18 protein-coding genes and 10 pseudogenes are annotated in these 22,232 nt (G+C 58.6%); 19 read left to right on the top strand and 9 right to left on the bottom strand.

The window, feature by feature from the left end:
- Positions 1 to 286: pseudogene (locus tag ATY29_RS37305) on the top strand (recombinase family protein); the annotation flags it as partial.
- Between the two features lie 23 nt (positions 287 to 309).
- Here ATY29_RS37305 and ATY29_RS06355 read toward each other — a convergent pair.
- Positions 310 to 516: pseudogene (locus ATY29_RS06355) on the bottom strand (integrase core domain-containing protein); the annotation flags it as partial.
- A 135-nt stretch (positions 517 to 651) separates the two neighbouring features.
- Here ATY29_RS06355 and ATY29_RS06350 point away from each other — a divergent pair.
- Positions 652 to 1,911, top strand: a complete 1,260-nt coding sequence (locus tag ATY29_RS06350) for an IS110-like element ISRel25 family transposase (protein ID WP_011053446.1) — start codon at positions 652 to 654, stop codon at positions 1,909 to 1,911.
- A gap of 243 nt (positions 1,912 to 2,154) precedes the next feature.
- Here the strand turns inward: ATY29_RS06350 and ATY29_RS06345 are convergent.
- Positions 2,155 to 2,963: pseudogene (locus ATY29_RS06345) on the bottom strand (IS3 family transposase); the annotation flags it as partial.
- Between the two features lie 164 nt (positions 2,964 to 3,127).
- On the opposite strand from ATY29_RS06345, the gene ATY29_RS36755 reads away from it, so the two are divergent.
- From ATY29_RS36755 to ATY29_RS06300, 8 genes and pseudogenes are all read left to right on the top strand, one after another.
- Positions 3,128 to 3,634, top strand: coding sequence for a hypothetical protein (locus ATY29_RS36755; RefSeq protein WP_165779392.1), 507 nt, complete (start codon positions 3,128 to 3,130; stop codon positions 3,632 to 3,634).
- A 448-nt stretch (positions 3,635 to 4,082) separates the two neighbouring features.
- Entirely contained in the window at positions 4,083 to 4,289 is a 207-nt protein-coding gene (locus tag ATY29_RS37500; protein WP_225882632.1) for a hypothetical protein, read from the top strand.
- Positions 4,290 to 4,484: 195 nt separating this feature from the next.
- The gene (gene virB2 / locus ATY29_RS06325) at positions 4,485 to 4,850 is read left to right on the top strand and encodes a pilin major subunit VirB2 (protein ID WP_077991700.1); all 366 of its coding nucleotides are present in this window, start codon (positions 4,485 to 4,487) and stop codon (positions 4,848 to 4,850) included.
- Positions 4,851 to 4,912: 62 nt separating this feature from the next.
- The gene (locus ATY29_RS38475) at positions 4,913 to 5,044 is read left to right on the top strand and encodes a VirB3 family type IV secretion system protein (protein WP_406550286.1); all 132 of its coding nucleotides are present in this window, start codon (positions 4,913 to 4,915) and stop codon (positions 5,042 to 5,044) included.
- 19 nt (positions 5,045 to 5,063) lie between these two features.
- Positions 5,064 to 5,534, top strand: a pseudogene (locus ATY29_RS06320) (SUMF1/EgtB/PvdO family nonheme iron enzyme); the annotation flags it as partial.
- A gap of 393 nt (positions 5,535 to 5,927) precedes the next feature.
- On the top strand, positions 5,928 to 6,434 hold the full coding sequence (locus ATY29_RS06315; protein WP_011427416.1) for a hypothetical protein: 507 nt from the start codon (positions 5,928 to 5,930) through the stop codon (positions 6,432 to 6,434).
- Between the two features lie 1,065 nt (positions 6,435 to 7,499).
- A pseudogene (locus ATY29_RS06305) lies at positions 7,500 to 7,706 on the top strand (DUF1403 family protein); the annotation flags it as partial.
- A gap of 2 nt (positions 7,707 to 7,708) precedes the next feature.
- Positions 7,709 to 8,095, top strand: a pseudogene (locus tag ATY29_RS06300) (SMC-Scp complex subunit ScpB); the annotation flags it as partial.
- Positions 8,096 to 8,143: 48 nt separating this feature from the next.
- Here ATY29_RS06300 and ATY29_RS06295 read toward each other — a convergent pair.
- Positions 8,144 to 8,350, bottom strand: a pseudogene (locus ATY29_RS06295) (DUF1403 family protein); the annotation flags it as partial.
- Positions 8,351 to 8,568: 218 nt separating this feature from the next.
- Between ATY29_RS06295 and ATY29_RS06290 the strand changes: the two are divergent.
- The 3 genes and pseudogenes from ATY29_RS06290 to ATY29_RS06280 all read left to right on the top strand — a co-directional run.
- Positions 8,569 to 9,469, top strand: a pseudogene (locus tag ATY29_RS06290) (site-specific integrase); the annotation flags it as partial.
- A 186-nt stretch (positions 9,470 to 9,655) separates the two neighbouring features.
- A pseudogene (locus ATY29_RS06285) lies at positions 9,656 to 10,057 on the top strand (IS256 family transposase); the annotation flags it as partial.
- A 192-nt stretch (positions 10,058 to 10,249) separates the two neighbouring features.
- The gene (locus tag ATY29_RS06280; RefSeq protein ID WP_011427421.1) at positions 10,250 to 10,702 is read left to right on the top strand and encodes an RICIN domain-containing protein; all 453 of its coding nucleotides are present in this window, start codon (positions 10,250 to 10,252) and stop codon (positions 10,700 to 10,702) included.
- Between the two features lie 194 nt (positions 10,703 to 10,896).
- On the opposite strand, the pseudogene ATY29_RS06275 reads toward ATY29_RS06280, so the two are convergent.
- Positions 10,897 to 11,092, bottom strand: a pseudogene (locus tag ATY29_RS06275) (IS256 family transposase); the annotation flags it as partial.
- A gap of 1,494 nt (positions 11,093 to 12,586) precedes the next feature.
- On the opposite strand from ATY29_RS06275, the gene ATY29_RS06270 reads away from it, so the two are divergent.
- The 3 genes from ATY29_RS06270 (at position 12,587) to ATY29_RS06260 (ending at position 16,085) form a co-directional block, all read left to right on the top strand.
- Positions 12,587 to 14,200, top strand: a complete 1,614-nt coding sequence (locus ATY29_RS06270) for an RcgA family putative transporter (RefSeq protein ID WP_077991565.1) — start codon at positions 12,587 to 12,589, stop codon at positions 14,198 to 14,200.
- The gene (locus ATY29_RS06265; protein WP_097535548.1) at positions 14,190 to 15,197 is read left to right on the top strand and encodes an alpha/beta fold hydrolase; all 1,008 of its coding nucleotides are present in this window, start codon (positions 14,190 to 14,192) and stop codon (positions 15,195 to 15,197) included. The genes ATY29_RS06270 and ATY29_RS06265 overlap by 11 nt, the downstream gene beginning before the upstream one ends.
- A 303-nt stretch (positions 15,198 to 15,500) precedes the next feature.
- Positions 15,501 to 16,085 carry a hypothetical protein gene (locus ATY29_RS06260; protein WP_077991567.1) on the top strand — a complete coding sequence of 195 codons (585 nt, stop codon included), beginning with the start codon at positions 15,501 to 15,503 and terminating at the stop codon, positions 16,083 to 16,085.
- A gap of 66 nt (positions 16,086 to 16,151) precedes the next feature.
- Here ATY29_RS06260 and ATY29_RS06255 read toward each other — a convergent pair whose 3' ends face one another.
- The 5 genes from ATY29_RS06255 to ATY29_RS06235 all read right to left on the bottom strand — a co-directional run bounded on the left by ATY29_RS06255 (position 16,152) and on the right by ATY29_RS06235 (position 20,167).
- Positions 16,152 to 18,164 (bottom strand): relaxase/mobilization nuclease domain-containing protein, encoded by a 2,013-nt coding sequence (locus ATY29_RS06255; protein ID WP_077991569.1) that lies wholly within the window; start codon positions 18,162 to 18,164, stop codon positions 16,152 to 16,154.
- Complete coding sequence (locus ATY29_RS06250) at positions 18,130 to 18,522, bottom strand: hypothetical protein (RefSeq protein WP_077991571.1); 393 nt, start codon at positions 18,520 to 18,522, stop codon at positions 18,130 to 18,132. The genes ATY29_RS06255 and ATY29_RS06250 overlap by 35 nt, the downstream gene beginning before the upstream one ends.
- Before the next feature lie 4 nt (positions 18,523 to 18,526).
- Complete coding sequence (locus ATY29_RS06245) at positions 18,527 to 18,913, bottom strand: hypothetical protein (RefSeq protein ID WP_077991572.1); 387 nt, start codon at positions 18,911 to 18,913, stop codon at positions 18,527 to 18,529.
- 3 nt (positions 18,914 to 18,916) lie between these two features.
- Complete coding sequence (locus ATY29_RS06240; protein WP_244597355.1) at positions 18,917 to 19,666, bottom strand: ParA family protein; 750 nt, start codon at positions 19,664 to 19,666, stop codon at positions 18,917 to 18,919.
- A 102-nt stretch (positions 19,667 to 19,768) separates the two neighbouring features.
- Positions 19,769 to 20,167, bottom strand: a complete 399-nt coding sequence (locus tag ATY29_RS06235; protein ID WP_077991704.1) for a hypothetical protein — start codon at positions 20,165 to 20,167, stop codon at positions 19,769 to 19,771.
- A gap of 129 nt (positions 20,168 to 20,296) precedes the next feature.
- Here ATY29_RS06235 and ATY29_RS06230 point away from each other — a divergent pair, with 129 nt between their 5' ends.
- From ATY29_RS06230 to ATY29_RS06220, 3 genes are read left to right on the top strand one after another with little or no spacing between them, the layout of a single operon-like run.
- Positions 20,297 to 20,983 carry a thermonuclease family protein gene (locus ATY29_RS06230; RefSeq protein ID WP_077991576.1) on the top strand — a complete coding sequence of 229 codons (687 nt, stop codon included), beginning with the start codon at positions 20,297 to 20,299 and terminating at the stop codon, positions 20,981 to 20,983.
- Positions 20,984 to 21,000: 17 nt separating this feature from the next.
- Entirely contained in the window at positions 21,001 to 21,627 is a 627-nt protein-coding gene (locus ATY29_RS06225; protein ID WP_077991577.1) for a nuclease, read from the top strand.
- Positions 21,624 to 22,220, top strand: a complete 597-nt coding sequence (locus tag ATY29_RS06220; RefSeq protein WP_077991578.1) for a thermonuclease family protein — start codon at positions 21,624 to 21,626, stop codon at positions 22,218 to 22,220. The genes ATY29_RS06225 and ATY29_RS06220 overlap by 4 nt, the downstream gene beginning before the upstream one ends.
- The last annotated feature ends 12 nt before the right edge of the window (positions 22,221 to 22,232 follow it).

The raw sequence follows: 22,232 nt of genomic DNA, 5'->3' as shown, positions 1-22,232 counted from the left end.
TCGCAAGATTCCGGTCTTCCGTCCGCAGATCGACGGGGTTGAGCCATGGCTTAATCTGGGCGGTGCGGCAAAGTTACTCGGGATATCGCCAAAGACGCTGCGTCTGGCGGCCGAGGCTGGCGATATTAAGGGGGCTCATCCGCTACCCGATGGCCCATGGATCTTCAGCCGTTCCAAACTCGCGACCCCGCAAGCACGTCAGATTCTCGATCGTGTACGGAAGAACCCTCGCCACCCCGCGGGATCGCCTCCAGATCAGGAAAATCTATTTCTTTCAATGACATAGAAAGATGGGTGTTATGAAACAGGATTGTAGTCGTCCGCCCATTCGGCAATGGCGCTTCGGGCATGATCGAGACCGAAGAACAGGCTTTCGTTGAGCAGTTCGTCGCGCATCCGGCCGTTGAAGCTCTCGACATAGCCGTTCTGCATCGGCTTCCCCGGCGCGATGTAGTGCCAGTCAACCTTGTGATCCTTCGACCAAGCAAGGATAGCATTCGAGGTGAGTTCGGTGCCGTAACACCTTCGGAAGTCTGCGTTGAATGAGGCTTTGACCAGCTGCGTAGCCCCCATCAGGCGAAGCAGGTGGTCATAGCCAGGCCTCAGGTCTCACAGTGGTTTTGCGAAGCCACACTGTAAAGGAGACAGGCTATGACCGATTGTGACATTACCGCATTTACCCCCGTTCTGGCAGCTATCGATGTTTCCAAAGAACGCCACGAGGTGCTGATCGAAGCACCGGACAAAAAGCGTCGACGTCGAGTGATCGTGCTCAACAATCTCGATGAGTTCGATCGCCTCATCGGCCTGCTGCGTAGCTATCAGCGTCCTGTCCGTGTCGCCTTTGAGGCAACGGGAAACTATCATCGCGCATTGGCATATCGGCTCGGCTTAGCGGGCTTCGAGATCAAATTGATCTCGTCCATCGCACTGGCTCGGACCAGGGAGGCACTGCATAATTCCTGGGATAAAAATGATCCAAAGGATGCCCAGGTTATCCTCCATATGATGACCATTGGTGCCGAGCAGTTCTACCATGACCCGTTGATGCGCGGCACCAACGACATTCAGGAGTTGTCGAAGACCCACGATATGATCTCAAGGTCGAAGACCGAACTGTGGCATCGGATTCTGACGCATTACCTGCCGTTGTATTTCCCTGAAGCGGATCGCTTCCACCGCAGTTCGCGCAGCGACTGGTTCTTTGCTTTCCTTGAACTGTTTCCGTCTCCGCACTTCATCGCAGCCATGAACAAGGACGCTTTCATCAAAGCTGCCTGGGAGGTGGTTGGTCGCAAAGTTGGCAAAGAGCGTTTGTTGGCAGATATTTACGCAACGTCCGCCCGTTCGATAGGCCTTCCAGTTGCACCGGACTCTGACGCTATCTGCATGTTTCGTATGATCCTGGCCGAGGGCAGAAGCCTAATCGCCCAACGTAATGAGATCGAGGCGCGTGCGGTTGCGATGCTGAAGGACAACGCAGATTACCAGCTCTTATGCACAATCCCCGGCATTGGCCCAATCAATGCTCTGACAATCATGGCAGAAGCTGGGGACCTGCGCCGGTTTCAACACCATCGCCAGTTCCTGAAGTTCTGCGGCATGGATCTTGCGACAATCCAGTCAGGAATGTTTCGAGGCCAGACCAAACTCTCCAAATATGGAAATGCACGGCTGAGGCGGACCTTATGGATGGCAGCTCAAGTCGCGATATTGCAGCGCGCCAACAGCTTCCGCGACAAGTTCGAGCGATACATCACCAAGGACCGTCACAACACCCATTTACGTCGCAAGGCGTCAACAGCAATCGCCGCCAAGATGGCCCGCACCGTACATGCGGTTATCAAAAGCGGTGAACCTTATCGCCCCTTCTTTGAAGGGACGATCCACAGCGGAAGGACCCTTCTCTGACAGTGCCGTGGAGGCGTTGAGCTGCTCAGCGACCTCGTAGATAATGTTCAGGCCTTCCGCTCGACGGCAAAAAGGATCTCGTCTTAAGGACGGTGAGAGCCGCGATCATGCGTACTCTGTGTTTGTTATGGGAGAGACCGTTCGTTGACGATTGGCCGGGCCTACATCATAATTCAAACGCATCGGGAGACCGACGCGATAACGACCTGCTGCCAAAACGGCGTTTCATTCCGATTATAGGACGTTGTCGGAGACGATCATTCCGGGCTTGCCACGTCGTTCGATCAGCGTCGTCAGCTCCCGTGCGACGCGGCGGCCGGAGATCGAGGTGTCCGGGATTGCTGCCAGGCATTCGCGCGTCACGTCATCGACAATGTTGAGCACGCGGAATCGTCTGCCGCAGGCAAACTGGTCGTGCACGAAGTCCAGCGACCAGCGGGCATTGGCCTTCGCTTCGACCAGGATCGGTGCACGCGTGCCGACAGCACGGCGTCTGGCTTTACGCTTGCGAACGGAAAGACCCTCCTCGCGATAGAGCCGGTAGATGCGGTTTACCCCGGACAGCTCTCCCTCCCGCCGAAGCAGCACGAACAGCCGCCGGTAGCCGAAACGCCGACGCTCGTTGGCAAGGTCACGCAGCTTTGCTCGCAACTCCGTCTCCGGCGGTCGGTTCGCCTGGTAGCGGATCGTCTTGCGGTCGGCGGATATGATCTGGCAGGCCCGCCGCTCCGAAAGACCCATCACGGCCTTCAGATGCGTGACGGCTTCGCGCTTGGCGGCAGGCCCTACCATTTTTTTGCAAGAAGCTCGCGGAGCGCGGCCGCATCCAGCAACTGCTCGGCCAGCAGCTTCTTCAGTCTCGCGTTCTCGTCTTCAAGCGCCTTTAGCCGTTTCGCCTCGGAGACTTCCATACCGCCGTATTTGGCCTTCCAGTTGTAAAACGTCGCTTCTGAAATCCCGTGCTTGCGGCAGAGGTCGGCTGCCTTCGCACCAGCCTCCTGCTCCTTCAGCACCGCAATAATCTGCTCTTCGGTAAATCTCTGCTTCTTCATTCGTCCGTCCTTTGATGGGCCGGACTCTAATCAATTCTGGAGGAAATTCGCAGTGGCAGGTCAGAGATGATCAAATTCTTCACGACTGCAAGACCATGCCTTGTTGGTGTGGAAGCTTGCGCCACGGCGCATTATTGGGCCCGTGAACTGATTGTCAATGCCGCGTGGGCGGCGTGTTCCTGGCGCATCGTCGGCGAAAGCCGTTGCTCGAAGCTTCTAAAGAGCTCACAAAAGCGGCTGTAGCCGTAACCGTCGGGATGCGACCCACGATACTCCTCCCACAGGATGAGCAGAGTCACGCCGGGCTTCTTGAGTTCGACGGCAAGATCGGCCCAATTGGGTTCGACACGGCGTCTCGTGCCCTGTTTGATGCCGTTGCGAGCGAAGAGCTTGTTCTCGAGCGCATCGTCAGTGAGTTCGCCCGGCAACGGCCAGCTCAATCCAATTGCTGCCGCGCGCTGCTGTTATGCGGGTTCGTGACGAAAGTTCACGATCCGTTCGAGCTTAGCGTGTCGCCAGGAACAAATCTTGTTCCGACCCCAAATACCCCGCTCATTCGAACCGTGCAGCGCCGAATGAAAATCTGGCGCAGTACACAGGCCAATGCGCTGGTGTTCGGGCCATTCGCCGATGCGGCGCGGCAGACGGAAAGTATAGAGGTCGGGCAGTGAGATCATTACCGAACAATACAGGATCGTCATCCGCGCTCTTACCGCCAGGTTGGCCTTCGACAACCGACCCCACCGGAAAACATGATGACCGCCCGCGAAGCCGCCCGCTCGCTACAGCGCTATTGAGAGGCGCGCTCGCGAGCGGCTTCGCTACCTCCGTCACCTGCACCAGGTGCGGGGATACGATCGGAACAACCCGTGAGGCATTCGAGAACATCCGAGTGAGGCAACGGCATTATTTTCTGGGAACACTCTTGGGTGAGGCAATACGAGTCTCAACTAGATTGCGCTACGCACCGGTGCTGTTCAATTTTCGCTTCAAATGAGATTGAAATGTAGAAATCGAAAACTCTAGTGTAACCGAGCCTCCCGATAATCGTGAACATCAGATGACGGCATCTCTTCCGACCGAAGGGGCTGTGTTAGCTATGAGCACGCGGAGATAGGAATGTTGAAGGCAACGGGGCCGCTGTCGATCGTCTTGTTGGCCTCCACGCGCCCGTTCAACGACGCGCCGCCGTGTGCTGGCGGCGAGACGGCTGACGAGGAGCAATTGGCGCTTCGTCGGCCAATCTCCGCCTACAACACAGATTCTTCCACGCACGGCTTTGCGAACGCTACGTGCGAAAAGTTGAAATGGCCGCTCAACAGCTAGTTCCCCCGTCAACCGAGCAGCCGAAGCATGACCGGGAAAAGTCGGCATCCGAAGAATGGGATGTTTGGAGTTCATATACGCGTCGTTCTCCGAAGGGCGGCGCGATCCATCCGGTCCGCCACCGTCGCCGGACCAGGACGAGCGTAAATCCGGAGACCAACTCTTGTTCGATCTAAACAAAGGAGATTCGCAATGATGCGATGCTTTGAGAGATACCGCGTACATCTGAATCGCCTCTCCCTGTCGAACGCGGTGATGCGCCTGGTATCTGGCTATGCTCCTAGCGTGGGCGGCGCGATGGGTTGGAGCATGTTCTCCTTTGGGCCAGCTGCGGCCCAATCCGCAGGTGGCGGCACCGACCCGGCCACAATGGTTAGCAACATTTGCACGTTTATCCTTGGTCCGTTCGGCCAGTCACTCGCCGTTCTTGGAATCGTGGCGATCGGACTCTCCTGGATGTTCGGTCGCGCTTCACTGGGTCTTATCGCCGGCGTTGTCGGCGGCGTTGTCATCATGTTTGGAGCGAGTTTCCTCGGCAAGACGCTGACTGGAGGTGGTTGATTAGTAACCGTCTGGGAGAAGCCCTTTACCTGGCGGCGACACGGCCCGCATTGTTTCTTGGGGTGCCGCTAACGTTGGCCGGGCTATTTATGATGTCTGCCGGCTTTATCATCGTTATCGTTCAGAACCCGCTGTACGAAGTCGTACTCGTTCTCTTATGGTTCGGAGCGCGTCTTGTTGTGTACGAGACTTAATGCTGCCAGTGTGGTCCTGCTGGCGGCTCGTGGTGGATTGGACGACGCAGAATATGCCTGGGGTAACGAGTTGGAGCCCGAGGCCATGCCGATGGCAAGCATCTGGCAGGGGATTTCCGTGAGATCGTCGAAGCTTAAGGGTGCCGAACGCACCAGCGCCGTCGGGTCGTTCCCGGCAAACGGCCACGGCCTCTATGACATGATCGGCGACGTATGGGAGTGGACGACAGACTACTGGTCGACGAGTCACCCCGAGCTCGCACGACATTCCTGCTGCATCCCGAGCAACCCGCGCGGCGGCGATCCGGAGGCGAGCTACGATCCTCGGCAACCGGAAATTCGCATCCGCCGCCGGGTCCTGAAGGGCGGTTCGCATCTTTGCGCGCCGAACTATTGCCGGCGTTACCGCCCGGCCGCCCGACATGCCGAGCCGGAAGGCACCTCGACCAGCCATGTCGGCTTTCGCTGCATCAAAACATTGACGGGCTGAGGAGTGACGCGGGCGGGGGCATGAGTTCGCTTGGACTGTCGACAGTATGGATAGGGAGGAGCAGACTGCGGCTGAGCGCGACGCGATCCAGCTACGGACTGGCGTTCGCCAACTCGGGAGTGATCCGGCGCCCGCTTTCCGCAAGCCCGCTTCAAGGGCGTCGGCGACGTCGGTCTTGAAGCGTCTCTCCCGGATCTTCCGGCTGAACGTCTGCTCGAATCCGGGGTGGAAGCGCCTGAGATCGGCGAGGCCCGCGGGGGCCTGCGGAGATCCAAGCTGAGCGAGGGACGCGGCCCGCAACGCCCTGACGAGAAGGTCTCCGAATTCACCTGTTCTGCAAGGAGGGAGGCCGTCGACCATTCTTGCGATATGCGTTGAGCGCAAGAACCATCGTTGCTTCCCGCGGCGGCGGTTCGACGGCGCCCGAGCTTCTCCCGCCAGAGCGACACCTTCCTCGACCAGGCCGGCGGCGAACATGACGGTGGCAAGCTTGGCCGCTACCTTCGGACTGCCGGGATTGAGCGCCTGAGCGCGCCTGCCAGCTTCGATCGCAGCCTCGGGGCGCCCGCTCAGAAACTGCGCCACCATGAGGGCGGTGTTCGCCCGTGCAGAGAGGGGGGCCATCGCGACCGCCTGGTTAGCGAGGCCGAGCGGCCCATCCGTATCCGATGGATCGAGGGCGAGCTGCGTCCGTGCGAGCGTCGCCAGCACTTCCGCACCAGGTCGATCCCAGTCGACGGTGCGCCGCAGGCAGCGCTGCGCGGCACGGATGCTCGTCTCGCCCTGGGAGATCGAGGGGATGCCGGCCTTCAGGACGCAGACGTTGCCTGCGGCTCGGCCCGGCGCTCGTTCGATCTCGAATTGCCCGATCCCACCGAGCTCTCCGGCAAGCTTCAGTGAAAGCGACTGGACAAGCACCTCCCTCGCGGATACCGCCGATCGATCGTCGGCGTCGATTCCACGCCGTTCTTGACGACATGTCCGTCGGCGTCGTCGGTGACTTGCCACCAGATCGTCCGCACCGCTGATCGGCATAATATTTGAGTTCCGCCGAATAGAGATTTCTCCGGCCGTCGGTGGTCATGGGCTGCCCGGTCGACGTGGCAACCGTCAGCGTATCGAACCCCGTCAGCGCCGAAAGCAGAAAGTCCCTGGTAACGCTCGCCTCGCCCTCGAGCCGCTTCTCGGACGCCGACATGGTCACCGCAAGCAGAGGCTTTTCGATCACGACCGGCCGCGTACTCAACCGCGCCGCCCGCCCCGTAACGGATGTCAAACAGAGGATTGCGACAGCCGCGAAGCGCGGATACGGGAGAATGATTTTCCTTGCCCCTTGCTCTGAAGACTGCAACTCCTGCTCTCAGCCCGTCGCCTCGTCTTCCAGCTCTTCGGTCGGACCAATGTCCTCCTCCCCGAACGCCAGCCGATAGCGCCCTTTCGGCACGCTCAGCATGATCCGATGATCGCCGGACATAGTATTGCTTCAGGAAAGTCCGCACCCGACCGACTTCGATGCGAACAATGGGGTCGGCGGGATCGAAGCTATGGGGTCTCGCCAGCACGTCAATCGCAATGTCGTAGGCCTTGACGGGATCGTGGTGCCCTTCAAACCGTCTTTGCACCAGATACGACGGGATCGTGCGGCTGCGCTCCGTCGCCTGGAACTTCGGATCTTCCAGAAGGCGGCGAAACTCCACGCGCGCCGCATCCATGCTGGCTTCGCAAGCCCTGCCGTGCGTTCCCCAGCGTTCATAGCCGCCCCCCGCTAAGCCGTGGTTCAAGTCGAAACAGACCAGACGGTCTTATCGCTCAAATGACGAGAGGTTTGCAATCGGAGTTGCTGATATACCGTTGCATGATCGCGCCCAGGTAGCTCGGTGGCCCTCACTCCTGCCGTGTTTTAACATTCGCGACGCGGTCTTGCTGACCGCCGCGGGAGATGATCCAGGGGCCGGCGGCAAGGCGCGGCTATTGGCGGTAGCGCCGAAGGTCCGGACCAAGGGCGCCGATCCGGTCATTCGCCGATTGCTGACCGAAGACGCGGTACCGGCGTCCGCTCCGGGCAGCGCTCTGTCACGCTGGGCGGCAAACCGCCTGTTCGAGCGGCTCGAAAGTTTTGAGGCGGTGCGCGCACTGTCCGGCCGGTCCTCCTTCCGGATTTTTGGGCTGTGACGATGGCGGGATCGAGCACAGCCAAGACCAGTCGGCGACAGGCGAAAGGGCGACAGCAAGAAGTCCTGTACGATCGCGAGCTCGAGGACCTGCCGCCGGAGCTGCGCTGGCGGGAATAGATGCTGCGGGTCGAGGCGGTGTGATTTTTGCCTCGGCCGAGCCGATCAGGCGAGAGACCCTGGCGCGGGTGGTCGGCAAAGACTGTAGCATTGACCTGTTGATCGACGATCTCATCGAGGAGCTGTGGGATCGACCGTACGAATTGGTGTCGGTCGCGGGCGGCTGGCCGCACCAAACACGATCGCGGTTCGCCGAGACCATCCGAACTTCGGCAGCGCCAACAAGGGGAGGGGGCGGCGGCACTGTTCGAGTTCAAGGCGATGGTTGTTTTCCTCCCCGTTGCGGCCGTGCATCCTGGCGGCGACGGCGGCCGATTTGAGGGCGAGGCGATCGCGCCAACAGCCCAGCCATGGCGGGTCTGCACGGATTAGATCATCGAGCGATTTCAAAGCGATAGCTGCGGCAAAGGCAGCATCGGATTCGCTGACGTCGCGGCCGCGTGCCAATCCCCAACCTGGTAGACGGTGAGGCCATGGCGACGTCGTTGGAGCGGCGGCAATGAGCGAATCCGTGCGGAAGAGCATAAACATGAGCGCGGTTTTTGCCACCAATAAAGGATCAAACCGCACACCTTGCCGGCACGGTGATATGAACGATAAACTTCCATTGTCGTTCATTAGAGAAATGACGCAAATCACCGAGCAAAACAGCGAAATTCACGTCGAGGCGGGCTCTTCTCCGCCCCTCAGCACGGCGGCCGCCGGTGACATTTCCGCGCCGCAGTGGTCGGCCGCCATCTCGTTCCGTGTGGTGCCGCCGGCAAGGGTTGGGTGCTTCCGCCCGACCCACAGACGGTCGGCCTCTACATCACCGCTTGTGCCGCCGGGAGTGACGGGATCACCGCCTCGCGCGACAATCGCCGGCCGCAAGTCGAATTCGGTCAAACGATCGAGCGGCGACTTTCGGCGCTGACCTGGAATTATGCCCGGCGTGGCACAACGCTCGACCGAAAGGACCGCCATGTCGCTACTGTGCTCGCCGCGATCCGCAACACCCACGCCACGCAACCCCGCCAGAAGGAAGCGGCGCTGCCCGAACACCTGATCGCCATGCTGGAGACGTTGCCCTGCGGCACCTTCTGGGGACTGCGCGACCGGGCGATGCTGCTGATCGGTTTTGCCGGCGGGCTGCGGCGTTCCGAGATCGTCGGGCTCGACGTCGGCCGCGACCAAACGAAGGAAAGCCGCGGCTGGGTCGAGATTCTTGACAAGGGCATGGTCGTCACGGTGCGGGGAAAGCGCGGCTGGCGAAGTGGAAATCGGCCGCGGCTCGTCGGACGCCACCTGCCCGATCGTGACGCTGCAGACCTGGCTCAACCTTGCGAGGATCGCGCACGGCCCCCTGTTCCGGCGGGTGACCGGTCAAGGCAAGGATGTTGGCCCCGAACGGCTGCTGGATCAGGAAGTGGCGCGCCTCGTCAAGAAGGCGGCACTGGCTGCCGGCGTGCGACCCGACCTTACCGAAACCGAGCGTGCGGAAAAGTTCTCCGGCCACTCGCTGCGCGCAGGCCTGGCCTCCTCGGCCGAGGTCGAGGAGCGCTAAGTGCAGAAGCAACTCGGTCACGCATCCGCCGAGATGGCCGCAAGTACCAGCGCCGGCGCGACCGCTTCCGGGTCAACCTTACCAAGGCATCCGGGCTTTGACACGCCCCCTCCTCTGCCACCGTGCGGCGGCAAAGAAAACTCGAGGGTTTTCAGATTGGCATTCGGCCGACCGCGGAGGGCTGAAGCGGCGGCTGCCAACGCCGCGTTACAGCATCGCATGCCGACGGCCCGGGCCAGGCGTCGTAGGAGCAGATCCCATCAGCCGCAGCAGCCTTTGGTCTGCGATTATCCGCCTTCATCGCGACGGCCTTTGCCCAGGAGACCCCGGAGGCAGCAAGCGCTCAATGGCGCAGTGTCGCCGATCAAATCAGACCGAAAGTGCCGAAGCTTGCCACCATCATGGACGACGCTGAAGAGGACGTGCTCGCCTACATGGCCTTCCCGAAAGAGCACCGGGCAAAGCTGCACTCGATGAATCCAATTGAGCGTCTCAACGGCGAAATCAAGCGACGCACCGAGGTCGTCGGCATCTTTCCGAACGACGAAGCCATCGTCCGTCTCGTCGGTGCATTGCTGCTCGAACAGAATGATGAATGGGCCGTTCAACGCGCCAGGTATATGACGCTTGAGACCATGGCCCAAATGAGCGATGATCCCCAAATCAGCCTGCCCGCTGTGGCACGCTGATATCCCCTTCCGACCCATGTCGGGAAAGCACGGCCATCAGCCGCGACCTACACCACCTCCCGGGACACGATCATAGTACGATTTGGCACATACCTTGCTCAGACCACGGTGAAGGCTCACACACCCGATTGTGTCACACCGTCGGGCGGAGACCTGCCTTCACGAAGCCAACAAATCAACAGGAGGCAAGAAATGGGACAGTACGTAATCGAGTTTAAACAGAATCCAGACTTCGTGCTCGGGGTTGACGACCAGAAGGAGGGCGCTAAGGTTGTACTCCGCAAAAAAGACTCGACGGTTTATCGCCACGCTCTCTGGGATCTGAACTCAGATAGTGGCGCCATCACGTTGAACTCGAGCGCTGGCAATCTGGCGATTGGATCCGATCGCCTTGATCCACAAGCTCAGCTCTCGCTCAAGGTTTACAACCCCACCGACGAGAAGCAGCGATGGGAGTTGCTCAAGAAACCAGGCTTCATCCTTAGCAACGGCGACAACCGGCTGTGCATTGACAACGACGCTCGTGGAACGAGTACCGGCAATCGGATCTGGCTATTCCAGTTTAACGGTTCGCCTGCTCAACAATGGAATTTCGTCTCTCTTTCGAATAGGCTCATGTCGACCTTTCAAGAGGCTGCCGAGTAATCCTCGAGCATCGGATTGGCCGAATCTTCGATAGCTCCCCTGCGGCCGCCAAAAATTCCAATCGCGCAAGACCTGCAACGAGATGCAGGGGCTCCTTCGGGGGCCTCTGTTTCAACGGCTCTGCGGCGGCTCGGCCATCCCCCTGATCAAGGAAGCTATGGCGGCTGGCGAAATCATCTGGGCACATGCCCCATGCGGCGCGGTTCAAGGAAGCTCGGAAAGTAGCTGCCTTTGCGCAGCTTCGGGATGCGAAGCTCGACCTCTGCACCCGTGGCCGAGCCTACTTCCAGCTCCATCCGCCGCTCGGCGGCAAAGCCAATCATCTCACGCAATAATCTGCATCCGCGCTCTTCTCAACGAGGGAGCGCACGTCATCATGTCATTGGTCATTGGTCATTGGTGGTCTTTCCGTCAGGTTGGTCTTAAACACCCGACCCTAGCGGAAAACACCGATGGCCGCCCGCAAAGCCGATCACCCGCTACAGCGCAACGAGAAGCGCGCGGGCACTCGGCTTTGCTACCTCCCGCCACCTACACCACGTACTGGGACACGATCCGTACTCTATTTCCTTCGAAAGGAATCCATGCGCGCCGCAAGGCAAGTGTTGCGGTGTTCGCGAAAGCTTTCTGTGTTCCTGCGTGCCATGTGTACATCAGGCGAAGCGGTCAGATGGCCGGCGCTAAGGCAAAGGGGACACACGTGACCGATATACCCCTCAGGGCCTGCTTACACCAAGAAATCGCCCGAACAGGTCGGTGGCGCAGTTAAAACTAATCCTCACAGCGCGAGTGCCTGATCATCAAGGTAGCCGGAAATCCCACTTTGGTCGAGACATCCTATTCAACGCCATGAAGAGGCAGCCACAAAGCTGGCTTCCAAGAGAACTTTTAGCCTAACCATCAATTCTAAAAAGCTAAAAAGCCAGGTTGCCAGCAACGCGATCACAACTCTCGCAACGTTGTCACCCGAATTCCCAGGGGCCATCTTCGGCGTCAACGCCGGAGGCCCTATCTGACTTTCAAAGCATAGAACTACGTCAGGTATTGGACATATGTGTGAAGAATCCGACACGGCACTAGGCTGTGCGATCATGATATGGAGGCCGCAGCCCAACGACAATTATCAATCGGCTTCGCTGATCGATTAAGCTGGCGAAGCCTGCCGTCATAGCCGCATTTGGCACGCTCGTGCAGATGCGCGCCAGCAATGACGAAATTGCCAAGCGGCGGGAAATCGCCACAGGACCTGAGTCTGTCGTCAAAAAATCCATACATGGTAGAAGTTACCCCTCACTTCCGGCGAACACGGTATCGGCATCTCGCGGATACCAACTCTCGAACCTTTGGGGTGGGAGGGGAGCGCGAGGGGAAGCGGCCACGGGGCTCACCTCGCCCTGCTGTGGTCGGGTCCCACCCGCCGGGACAGATAAGTCCAGCAAAAGGCCCGATGATGTGAACTGACCCCCGAAGGTCGATGTCCAGCTTTCGGGGGTCAATCCAGATGGTCCGGGGCCTAGGGTCGGGGCGTCACGCCGATGCTTCGTGCAAGGCTCCCTGCCCTTCACTCCGGTTTGCAGGTACTTGCCGTCAGATTTTTTCGGTTCCATAAATTAGATTACGCGATTTTCGCAACCTTGGATCGTATTTTGCAACGATAGCCTGTTCCCTCCCCTGCGGGCGAATCGCATGCGTTGTGACATTTGAAAACTACTACCCATTGAACATCCACGTAAATCTTACGGCTTCTCCTCCTGCGGGAAGCTTTATTTCTTTACCAATCGGAAGGAGGCAAATATACTCCAGGTAGATTAGCTGTGCCCCAAATCGCGGTGCAATGTGACCTCTCGCGTCAATGAGACGAACCAAGTTTGAGCATTTGAGCCATTGGAAAAAAACGGGAAGATTTTTGTCCCCCCTCCGAAGGACGGGCGCGATTTCAAAGAACTGTTCAAGCAACTAGCCGCCGCCGGCGCGGGCCGGCCCCTGGGTCGGGACGGGTTTCCGCAAGGCCCATGGACGCCAGAATTGTTGGCTGAGGCGATATCACAGATCGACTCCAACCGGCTCGGCGTCGATTTGCGAACAGTTCAGCTCTGGTTTCAAGAAAACGACAAGGGGATCAGCCCTTCCAACATTCGTTGGCTGGCACGGATCTATGGCTGCGATGATCCCGAAGCAACGAGCGAATGGCTCACGGAGCTCAGCGCGGCGCAATCGCGCCTTACCTCCAAAAGGCGAGATTTGAAGAAATCGGCAAGACGCACGGCATCGGTCGCTCCAGAGACGCCGCCGTCTGTGTCCGCTGATGGTGAGACCCATCCTGCAGGCGGGCTCGCACAAGACAGTGACGTTTCCCGAGAAAGACAACGCTTCAGCTTAGCGGAAAGATCGGAAGCGCTTTTCAGTCATGGATCCCCTTTGAACCTTCCGGCATCGATATTCGCCGGTGCTTCCGCCCTCGGGTTTTTGTCGTACATCGTCGGGATCGCCAGCATCACCTATGGGCGGCCGGACGGCGTCGTTAAGGAAGTTGGTTTCCTATGGGCACCGAACTGGACCCTTCTCTTCATGGTACTCCTGCCGCTATTTTTCGTAGTCGTGATTGAGCTGCTGGCCTTTTGGAAACAGGATGCACGCTTACGCCTGGTAGCATACGCCGATAGCTCAGAAAGCACCAAAGCCTGGGCGAGCAATGTTCGCTCTTATTCGTATTCCTATTGGGCTGTTTTTCTGATCTGTATCTTAGTAGCTGGCCTTCTTCAATGGATCGGCGTGTGTCTCGTCCCTCTGCTGGAGGGTAGTGGCGATTACGCCATCAGCTGGGGCACGATAGCGATTGTGCAGCCTGATCTCATATCGGTGCCAGTGGAAATCGTGTTCACCGCGTTTTCCTACCTTTACATGAGCATTTGCTTTTATCTCTTTTTCGCGGGCCTGATTTTGCTTCATACGATTGTCCACGATCTTTGGAAAATCGAAGGAGACGCAAAGGCGCAGCCAGACGTAGCGCATCGGCGCGAACGAGCGGAGATTCGCCTTAGGATCATGCGGGGAATTTTCCGCTGCACCGTCCTTGGTGTTCTTGTCGCCGTGTGCATGAAGATCCAAAGCGCATACTTGAGCTCGAATGGAGAAGACGTCGTGACCTGGCTGATCCACGATATGTCTTCGGTCCTCGATGGCCACCCCGATGGTAGCGAAAGCTTGGGCTATCGAATGCCGACACATTACAGCAGCCTGCTTGTCGCCATTTCAACCTGTGTCGTTTTTGTATACGGTTTTCTTCGTTTGGGTCTAGGAAAGAGGTTTCGTGTGATTTTGTGGAAGATGGCAGCGGTCGTAGGCCTCCTCTTTGCCAGCTATCTGTTGATCGATGCCTTTGCCGGCTTTTCGATCTTCCTCGGCGTTAGTGTTCTACTCGCCTTATACGGCCTCTTTGATCCAGAGTTCGGCCAACGGCGAAATGCTGAATTGGAAGGCAATCAGAGTGTATCATAAATGGCTTGATCATTGGGACGAGCAGCGGGCGCGGCGTGGCGAGGAAGCGAAGAAAGCGACAACTATCGTTCTTGACAGCTGCCTCGCGTTCCCGGGTGAGAAGAGGGTAGGAACTATCGAGGAGTTTTGTGCCCTTGCCGACCAGGCTCTGGCTGATTCAAGCTTTTATGACGAACCGAGCGAGAGCGTTGATCGCTTTGAGATACAAGATGGGTGGTTGAAATATCCTTCGGACATTTTAACGGACGTCGAAGAGAATAACTTTGTTTGGGCGAAGGTAACCGAAAGCGGCTCGCGCAATCAGGCATTGGTGATCTTCCATCACTGGAACGCCAGCCGTCGAAATCATCAGATCGCCAAGTTCTTTTGGCGGCGGGGGATTACGACCGTCGAGATCGCTATGCCCTATCACTTCGAGCGAAGCCGTCCTGGCTCGCTCTATGCCGATGACATGCTCAGCGCGAATCTCGGCCGAACGATCCAGTCTGTAAGGCAGGCCGTATGGGACGGGCGAAAACTCATCCGCTGGCTAAAAAGCGAAGGCTATCGAGAGATCTCGGTTCTCGGCATGAGCCTTGGCTCCTGGGTTGCGGGATTGATCGCGGCACATGAACCGACTGTCACAAAGGCGTCCTTGTTTTTGACGGCGGGTAGCCTCGCTGACATGGTTTGGACAGGCCGTGCGACCCGGACGATACGTGATGGCCTGGAGCGTGCGATCGAGATCACCGATCTTCGTAGGGCGTGGGGTCCGCTGGATTTGGAGAACTACGCGCATAAACTCGCGCGACCCGATCTTGCTCTTCACGCGGTGATCGCGACCAGAGACAAGGTGGTGTTACCCAAGCTATCGAAACACTTCATCGAAAAACTACACGAAGTCGGGGCGAGGCCAAACGTCCTGGAGCTGAACTGCGGTCATTATTCCCTCGCGATGCCCCCGTACATTTTGCTCGCAGGTTGGAGCCTAAAGCGTTTTCTGTCGCGACGAGGCTAAAGTACGAGGACCGCAAGGAATCTTGCTGATGGCCTACAAGCAGAGCGGGCCTCCCGCTCTTTTCGCTCACGCGTCCATAAAAAACTTTCTGTTCTGAATCAATACCCTGCGCCCGACATTTCGTTTGGTTTCGCTAGGATTCTCATTCCATCACGCAATCTGCGATAAGCACCGTAGTTACCAAATGTCAGTTTTCAGCAAGGCGCCGCTCGAGTGAAAGCAGCGCCTTAGCGCTTATTTTGAACGGACACAGATCGCAATCGACAGCGCACAGGGGAAGCTATTTCAGCTTTGAGAGCAGCTATGGATTCTGACGTATTCGACGTGCATTGCATCCGCAGGCAAGTGGGTTCAACCGGCTTAGTCATTTTTGAGCGTGACGACATCCTCCTGAGGCAGAAGCCGCAGTTCGAAGACCAGACACTCGACGATATCGATGCTGATTTCGTGGCAATGCTTCAGGACATGCGTGACCTCGATGTTCGTTTCGGGTTTATTTCCCGTCATCTAGCTCCGCCATTCGACACGCGTGTCCGTATCGATAGCGCGACACTGACACGGCTGCTCGACGATCTTCTGAAGGTATCAGGCGCCCTGCCCGACTTCTGGATAGACGCAGCCTGTACATCGGACCTACGACAGCGCCAGCCTTCGCACAGCAGATCTGAAGTCGATCTGATAACGGAACTGACGGGATGGTACGAAGCCGATCTCAACAGGACGGTATTGGTGCGGAAAGCAGAGGCACCCCGAGTCAGCCCAGAGACGCCGGGTCTCAAGGAAATTTTTTATCCAGGATTAAGCGCTCGCGCGCCCTCCAACACAAGCCGGCGGGCGACAGTCGGTTGGCTTAAGATGATGATCAAGCATGCCTTGGATCTAGAGTAAGCGGGCCCCGTAGTCGAGATGAAGGCTGGTGAAGCCTTTCTCGTTCATGCAGCTCGCCTTTTTCGGTTACCGACCGCGGTCCCGATCCTTTTCCTGCGGCGGGCGCAGCTTGATCGATTTCGGTATCTCGCGATCGCGCTGTTGGTTTCTCTGGCGGTCCGGCCGCTTTTCAGAGCTATCATGCTCGGCATTCGAACGAGCTATGCGCGACTGATCGACAGCACGGTTGCTCGAACTCTTGTTGACGACGCCCTGCTCCGCAACATGGTCGCGTCCGGTCGACGACTTCGTCTCCAGGCTATCCGAAGCGCGCTTATCCTTGCCAGCCTCCGCACGATCCCGATTTTTCGCGACGCGGGAATCGAGCTGCAGCCCAACCACCTTGCCGATGATCTTTGTCGCTTGCTCGAAGATCAACCGATCAGACGGATTGGCGATCTTGGCAGCAACGCTCAAAGCTGTGTTCGCCAGTGTTTCTTTCGCCGCCCTTGCCTGCGCGGCACTAATGGGAGTGGATCGTAGCATGTGCTCTTCGCCTTTCTCTCGTATGGGATCGCGGCCTTCTTGTACCGCTGTTTCGAGCCGTTGGTATTCCCGACGAAGTCCCACGGACAGATCGTGACCAAGATCGCGTGCGGTGCTGGGGGCCGATCGATCTTTTGCGATTTTCTCCAGCATCTCGATGACACGTCCGACGGACCGCCGACTCTGTTCGAGCCGGATGCGAGCATCCTGGCGCTTCGGTGCGGTCGGAGTGTCACGCACCCTCGCCATGACTTTATCAACGACGTTGCCCGGAGCCGTTGCGCCCATCCGCCGGAACATCTCCCATTCCCATCGCTTCACCGGCGGCGGCCCCGCGCGTTCGATGCGCTTCTGACGATCGATCGGGATACCCCGGTCTCGCGCCTTTTCGGCAAAGCGGACACGCCACTCGGTGAAGTCACGGATGTTGGGGTTGAGCGTCTTCCCGTTCGAATCGCGTAGCGCGACAATCACATGCAGGTGCGGGTGCTTATCGGGGTCGTGACGATTGTGGACAGCATAGGCATAACGATGCCCCGCGAATTGCTCCCGCAGGAAATCTCGGCCAGCGAGGATGAACTGGCCGCGATCTACATTGGCTGGTCCTGAGAGCAAAAGGTGCATGAAATCCCGGGATTGCCGGGTCTGCATGAGAACCCCAACCGTCCTGCCCTCCGCGGTCAATACCTTGTGGTCCCTGGTCGTGACTTCGCGCCGCACCTCGCCGAGTTCATACCGGCCGCTCCTGCCAGGCCGCTCCTCGATGCGTGCTTTTGTAGAAAGCGTGACCTCCGCCCCTGCCCGCTGCATGGCATGCAGGGTTGCCGTCAGGCCTTTGGGTCCAGAGGAAAACTCCGCCGGGTAGCGCGAAACCGGAGTAGTTCCAGTGTCCCGCAGAGCCCTGTCCAATCGATCGTCGATCGCACGCACATCCCCTATTTCCGCAGGAACCCGGTTCGCGCTGCTTCGATCCGACCTGTCTTTCTTCTCGTGAGCGATGACCAGGGCAAACTGCAGACGGGTTCCTCCCTTCACGCCTTCGCTGACGCTGAACGCGTAGGTCCGATCTGTGTCGCCGGACTGACGGAAACCATCTTCCGCGAGAGAAGCAAGACCACGAGCGATATCGTCGCGGTTGGCATTCTCCAGTTCATAGGTCAGGCGAAGAATATCCTGACTGCCTTTCCGGTTGCCGAACTCTCGCTCCCAGGACCGCACAGCGTCTCGCAGATCGGTAACCTCGCGGCCATCCTGGTCGTGCGCTTTCTCTTCCTTGCTCTGATAGGCAAGCACGTTGCGCGCTGAAGCCGCGCCCGCCCCATACGACAGGACTTTGACGACAACCGCATTGTTGCCGGAAGCACGACTGAAAGCCGAGGCAGCGCCGGGATGTTTGCCGGCGCGCGGAACCGCCTTGGCCGACGATGGTCGTTTTGCGGCGCCGCCTCCACCGCCGCCTCGTCGCCGGAGTTCGTCTTCTATAAGCTCGAAGTAGCCCGGCAGTCGGCGGCCCTGGGACCTAGATGCGAAGCGACTTTTGGACATGTCGGTCATCATGGTTCCTGATCAAATCGGCGATAAAGGTAGAGGGCCGGACGTAGGCTGCGTCTCTGATAGCATCGAGCGCACCCATGACGTTCTCGAGCTGCTGCGCAATCGCTTTCGCGCTTGCAGCAAGAACGTCTCCTTCGGAAAGGAACTCCTCGTTTCGAAAAGCAAGTTCTCGCAGGAACTGGTGGATGTTTGCCAACTGACGGTCATGTTCTTCGAGCATCGCAGGGATGTGCATGACCTCTCTGGTGACGATGAGCTTGGCGACAATGTTCACAGAGACATCGAGCCTCCGAGACACGGCCTCGAGATTGCTCAGAATGTGAACGGGGAGGCGGAACATCACGGCGGACTCACGCATCTGGTTACAGCCCCCTCGCCTTCAGCGCCTCTAAAATCAGCCGGTGCGTCGCAGAAGAGAGCTGTTCATGCCGCTCCAGCGACACGCGGAATATCTTGGTCAGTACGTCGTCGTCGAGATAGAGCGAGATACGCTTGCGCTTTGTTTCAGCGTCCGTGGCGATCGCTTGCGGTGGCAGTGGACTGGGATTTCGGGTCTTGGCTGGTTGCCGCCGCGCCTGAGGCTCGCGGCTCTCGGCTTCTGCTTCCAGAGCCTCATCTGGCATCAGCGTCTCAAGGTCGATATCCGTCGGCATGTAAGACGTGGCACTCTCTTCCACCTCCTTCGCCTGGTCCTCCCTGGACCGTGCAAGGGCAAGAATATTGCCGGCCGGCGTCCGTTCCCTCGACATACGTTAGGCCGCTTCCGCCTGCAGCAGGCCGATGAATTCGTTGTTGATCTTCTTCACGAGATCAATCGCATCGAGCACGCTCTCGGATGCCCGCCGCTTTGCCGATCGGGTCAGCGAGGAATTGTTCTCGATACTTGCCAGTTTGGAATAGAGCGAGCCGAAACCAGCTCCGACATCGCTGAAATGATTGCTCTTCCGGATTACCGTCTCCACCATCGGAATCCGGCCGCTCGTCAGGATCGCATGAACCTCGGGAAGTGACCTGTTGTGCTTGAGCGCGATCATGTCGATGTAATTCCAGATGGCCGCATAGGGGATCGGCCCTGCAGCGCGCTTTTTGGATATTTCCTTCAGGATCGTCGCCACCTTGATTGCTGACGTCGCAGCGGTCGGCTCCGGGATGATCGGAATGAGGACCGCATCGCACTCGTGATAAACCTCGATAGCCCGTTGATGCACGTAGCCGCCGACGTCATAGATACGGATATCCGCTTCAGGTGCGTTGGCCAGGCGGTCGCGAAACCTGTCGCCAGGTGCGACGCGCAGATGCAGCAACGTGCCGTCTGTCGGGAGCAGCCCGCGCTTCATCGAGACATTGTACCAGCGCGTTGACGACTCCTGCTCGTCGCAATCGATCAGGAGCGTTCGATGTCCCTGCTGCGCGAACTCGGCTGCGAGATTGACGTTCAGGGTTGATTTGCCGGCACCGCCTTTGAACGTCGAGATTGCGAGGGAAAGTGGTTTCACTGCCATGGAATTCTTCACCATCTTGCATCTGTTGGGAGGAAGGGAGTTCGATGGTGGCGGCAAAAGATTGCGGACATCTCCGCCACGCTGTGGACGAACCCGCCCTCGTCATGCCCGAAGTTTGGCTCGTAGCTCTTCCTGCCGCCGAGCGGCAATCAAATCCTCGTTCAGCCGTGTCATTTCGCGTTCACGAGTTGCATCCGCAACCGGATCCCTCCCCGGCCAAAAGCGAAGGATTGGTAAAAACACCAGCGCGAAGAATGTGATCGTGGCCGCTTTGAACCAGGACGAATGAGCGTAGAGATCAGCTACCCATTGCCACAGCGCTTGCGTCCATTCTGTGGGAAGAAACGCATATGAAAATACCAGCGCGACGCCGTATGCGACGAACGACGCAAAAAACAGGCCCACAGCCGACACTATGATAAAATTGGCGCTCAAAACGACGAACCACGCCGCCCGAAACGGGAAGGCAACGACCTTAAGTGACTGCCTGAACGCTGACATCCGCTTTTCTCCGCTTGCGATTTTCAGTGCCTGGACAAGGCATACTCCAATCCGCATGCATTTTCCAGACTTGCACTGCGGTATAATTTCGTGCATGATCGAAAACGTCGAAACAAGGCGGATGCGGACATGAAGAATGGCGCATGGCGGCTCGATCGCCTCCTCTCCCACACCCTCGTCAACATCCTCATCGCGCTGCCCCGGGCTGCTGCGGCCGATACCGATACCGCTGCGGACTTCGTCAAGTACTATCAACACGCCTACGCGCAGGGGCGCGATCTGATACCGGCGCCAATCCTGCCGCTCGATACATCCTCGATTGCAACGCGGCTCGACCTGCAAACCATCAGACCTCAAAGTGCCCTTACCGGCACTGGGTTCGTCGCGCTCGATGGGACGATTGTCAAACTAGCCGGCGCTCAGGGCTGCCTTTCGACAGCAGCAGTAGAGTTCACTGGATTGCGGACAACATGCGCGATGGTCTCGCTTGCGGGAATGACAGCGACTCTCAATGAGGCAGAGGTAGGTGCGGGCAACGCATTTCCCTGTCATGTCTTCGGAAATGCGCCCGGAACACCCACGGTTCACTATGCCGAGTGCTTCTTTGTCGGAGATGGCGGGGTCCAATCGCTTTCGGAAACGCTCATCAGCAGAGGACTGGCGTTTGCTGCCCGTGATGGTGCCGGACGTCCTGTTTTTCCGGAATACGCAAAAGCCGAGGAGCAGGCTCGGCGGGACAAGGCGGGGATTTGGGCGAACGCCTATTTCGTACATCCCTACGGCGCTCACTATCGTGCCGATCTATCAACGAACTGATGCGGGTGAGATCACTCATGCTGATTTCCACGATCACAGTGTCCGGCCTCTCAGCAGCGATGAACATCATGCCGCTGCTTGCACAAGGCGACATGACGCCGATAGCCTCTGCACCGGTCGTCCGAGTTCAGGCCTCTGAACAAGAGTTGCCCGCCACTGGCGCGCGCGACGACGATCAGTCCAAATTCCTTCCCTTTCCTTCAGAGGCGCAATTCGAAACCGGTGACACCTGGATTTCCAGCGGCCGGCGGTATCGCCTCTACGGCCTGCAATCGTGCCTCCGAGGGACAAATATCACGGTGTCTGCCGGCGTCGTGCGCGACTGCGGCGAGCTCGACCTCATCATGGTGCAAGCATTGATCCGGGACACCCGACCCGTCTGCGCCACCATCAAAGATCTCGACCAGAACAATGCGGTCGTGGCGTGCCAGACAACCACCGGCCAACACCGCTACGATCTGGCAACCTATATGATCGCTCAGGGATGGGGATTTGCCGCAGTCGACGGGGCGGGCCGTTTGATCGTCCCTGGATATAGGACGGCTGAGGAGGCGGCGCGATCTGCACGCGCCGGGCTTTGGGCGTATCCTGACATGCCGCATCCGGTTGCGTTCCTCACGCAGCAGGCGAGGACCCAACGATGAAAGCTGTGACCGTTTCGATGATGCTGTTCATGGCGATACCAGCGGCGTCGCTTGCACAAAGTCGACCAGCCGATGTGCCGCGCCAGATCTACGGCATGGTTCAGGTCGTTGATGCAACGACTTTCGAATTCGTCAAGAGCCGACAGGTCGTCCGTCTCGCCGGCTACGAGGCGCCCCGACTGGAGCAGACCGCGACGAGCGCTGGAGTGGGATGGCCTGCCGGTCAGGTGTCACGTGCATGGATGATCCTTCGGACGCTTGGCCAAAACGTCAACTGCGGGCCGATCGGACGCGACGCCAAGCAGGTGTTGGTCGCCCACTGCTTCGTCGGAGAGACCAATCTGGCAGCGACAGCAATTGCCGAAGGCATCGGCTATGCGTTCAACTACCCGGGCGAGCCTCAGGTGCCTGCCTATTTCGACATCGAAAGAAAAGCCAGGGGTCTGGGGTACGGAGTCTGGTCGTCACCCGACCTGCTTGCGCCCTGGCTATACGATGCTTCGGTGGCGAAGGCAGACACGTCCGACCGCAGGCTGCCGGAATCCGAACCGGGACTGCCGTTGCCGCTCCCCGTCAATCAAACAACGCGCTGAGTTGAAGAATCT

The sequence above is a fragment of the Rhizobium hidalgonense genome (assembly GCF_002914525.1).
Taxonomy (GTDB): domain Bacteria; phylum Pseudomonadota; class Alphaproteobacteria; order Rhizobiales; family Rhizobiaceae; genus Rhizobium; species Rhizobium hidalgonense.
Note: the sequence above shows the minus strand (reverse complement) of the source record. Positions and strands in the feature narration are given on the sequence as shown.

Bases quoted from the DNA above. Each gene is read 5' to 3' on its own strand.
- ATY29_RS06250 (WP_077991571.1), bottom strand. From the start codon at position 18,522: ATGCGTGAGTCCGCCGTGATGTTCCGCCTCCCCGTTCACATTCTGAGC.
- ATY29_RS06220 (WP_077991578.1), top strand. From the start codon at position 21,624: ATGAAAGCTGTGACCGTTTCGATGATGCTGTTCATGGCGATACCAGCG.
- ATY29_RS06235 (WP_077991704.1), bottom strand. From the start codon at position 20,167: ATGTCAGCGTTCAGGCAGTCACTTAAGGTCGTTGCCTTCCCGTTTCGG.
- ATY29_RS37500 (WP_225882632.1), top strand. From the start codon at position 4,083: ATGTTGAAGGCAACGGGGCCGCTGTCGATCGTCTTGTTGGCCTCCACG.
- virB2 (WP_077991700.1), top strand. From the start codon at position 4,485: ATGCGATGCTTTGAGAGATACCGCGTACATCTGAATCGCCTCTCCCTG.
- ATY29_RS06225 (WP_077991577.1), top strand. From the start codon at position 21,001: ATGCTGATTTCCACGATCACAGTGTCCGGCCTCTCAGCAGCGATGAAC.
- ATY29_RS06350 (WP_011053446.1), top strand. From the start codon at position 652: ATGACCGATTGTGACATTACCGCATTTACCCCCGTTCTGGCAGCTATC.
- ATY29_RS06280 (WP_011427421.1), top strand. From the start codon at position 10,250: ATGGGACAGTACGTAATCGAGTTTAAACAGAATCCAGACTTCGTGCTC.
- ATY29_RS06245 (WP_077991572.1), bottom strand. From the start codon at position 18,913: ATGTCGAGGGAACGGACGCCGGCCGGCAATATTCTTGCCCTTGCACGG.
- ATY29_RS06240 (WP_244597355.1), bottom strand. From the start codon at position 19,666: ATGGCAGTGAAACCACTTTCCCTCGCAATCTCGACGTTCAAAGGCGGT.
- ATY29_RS06260 (WP_077991567.1), top strand. From the start codon at position 15,501: ATGGATTCTGACGTATTCGACGTGCATTGCATCCGCAGGCAAGTGGGT.
- ATY29_RS06230 (WP_077991576.1), top strand. From the start codon at position 20,297: ATGAAGAATGGCGCATGGCGGCTCGATCGCCTCCTCTCCCACACCCTC.
- ATY29_RS06255 (WP_077991569.1), bottom strand. From the start codon at position 18,164: ATGACCGACATGTCCAAAAGTCGCTTCGCATCTAGGTCCCAGGGCCGC.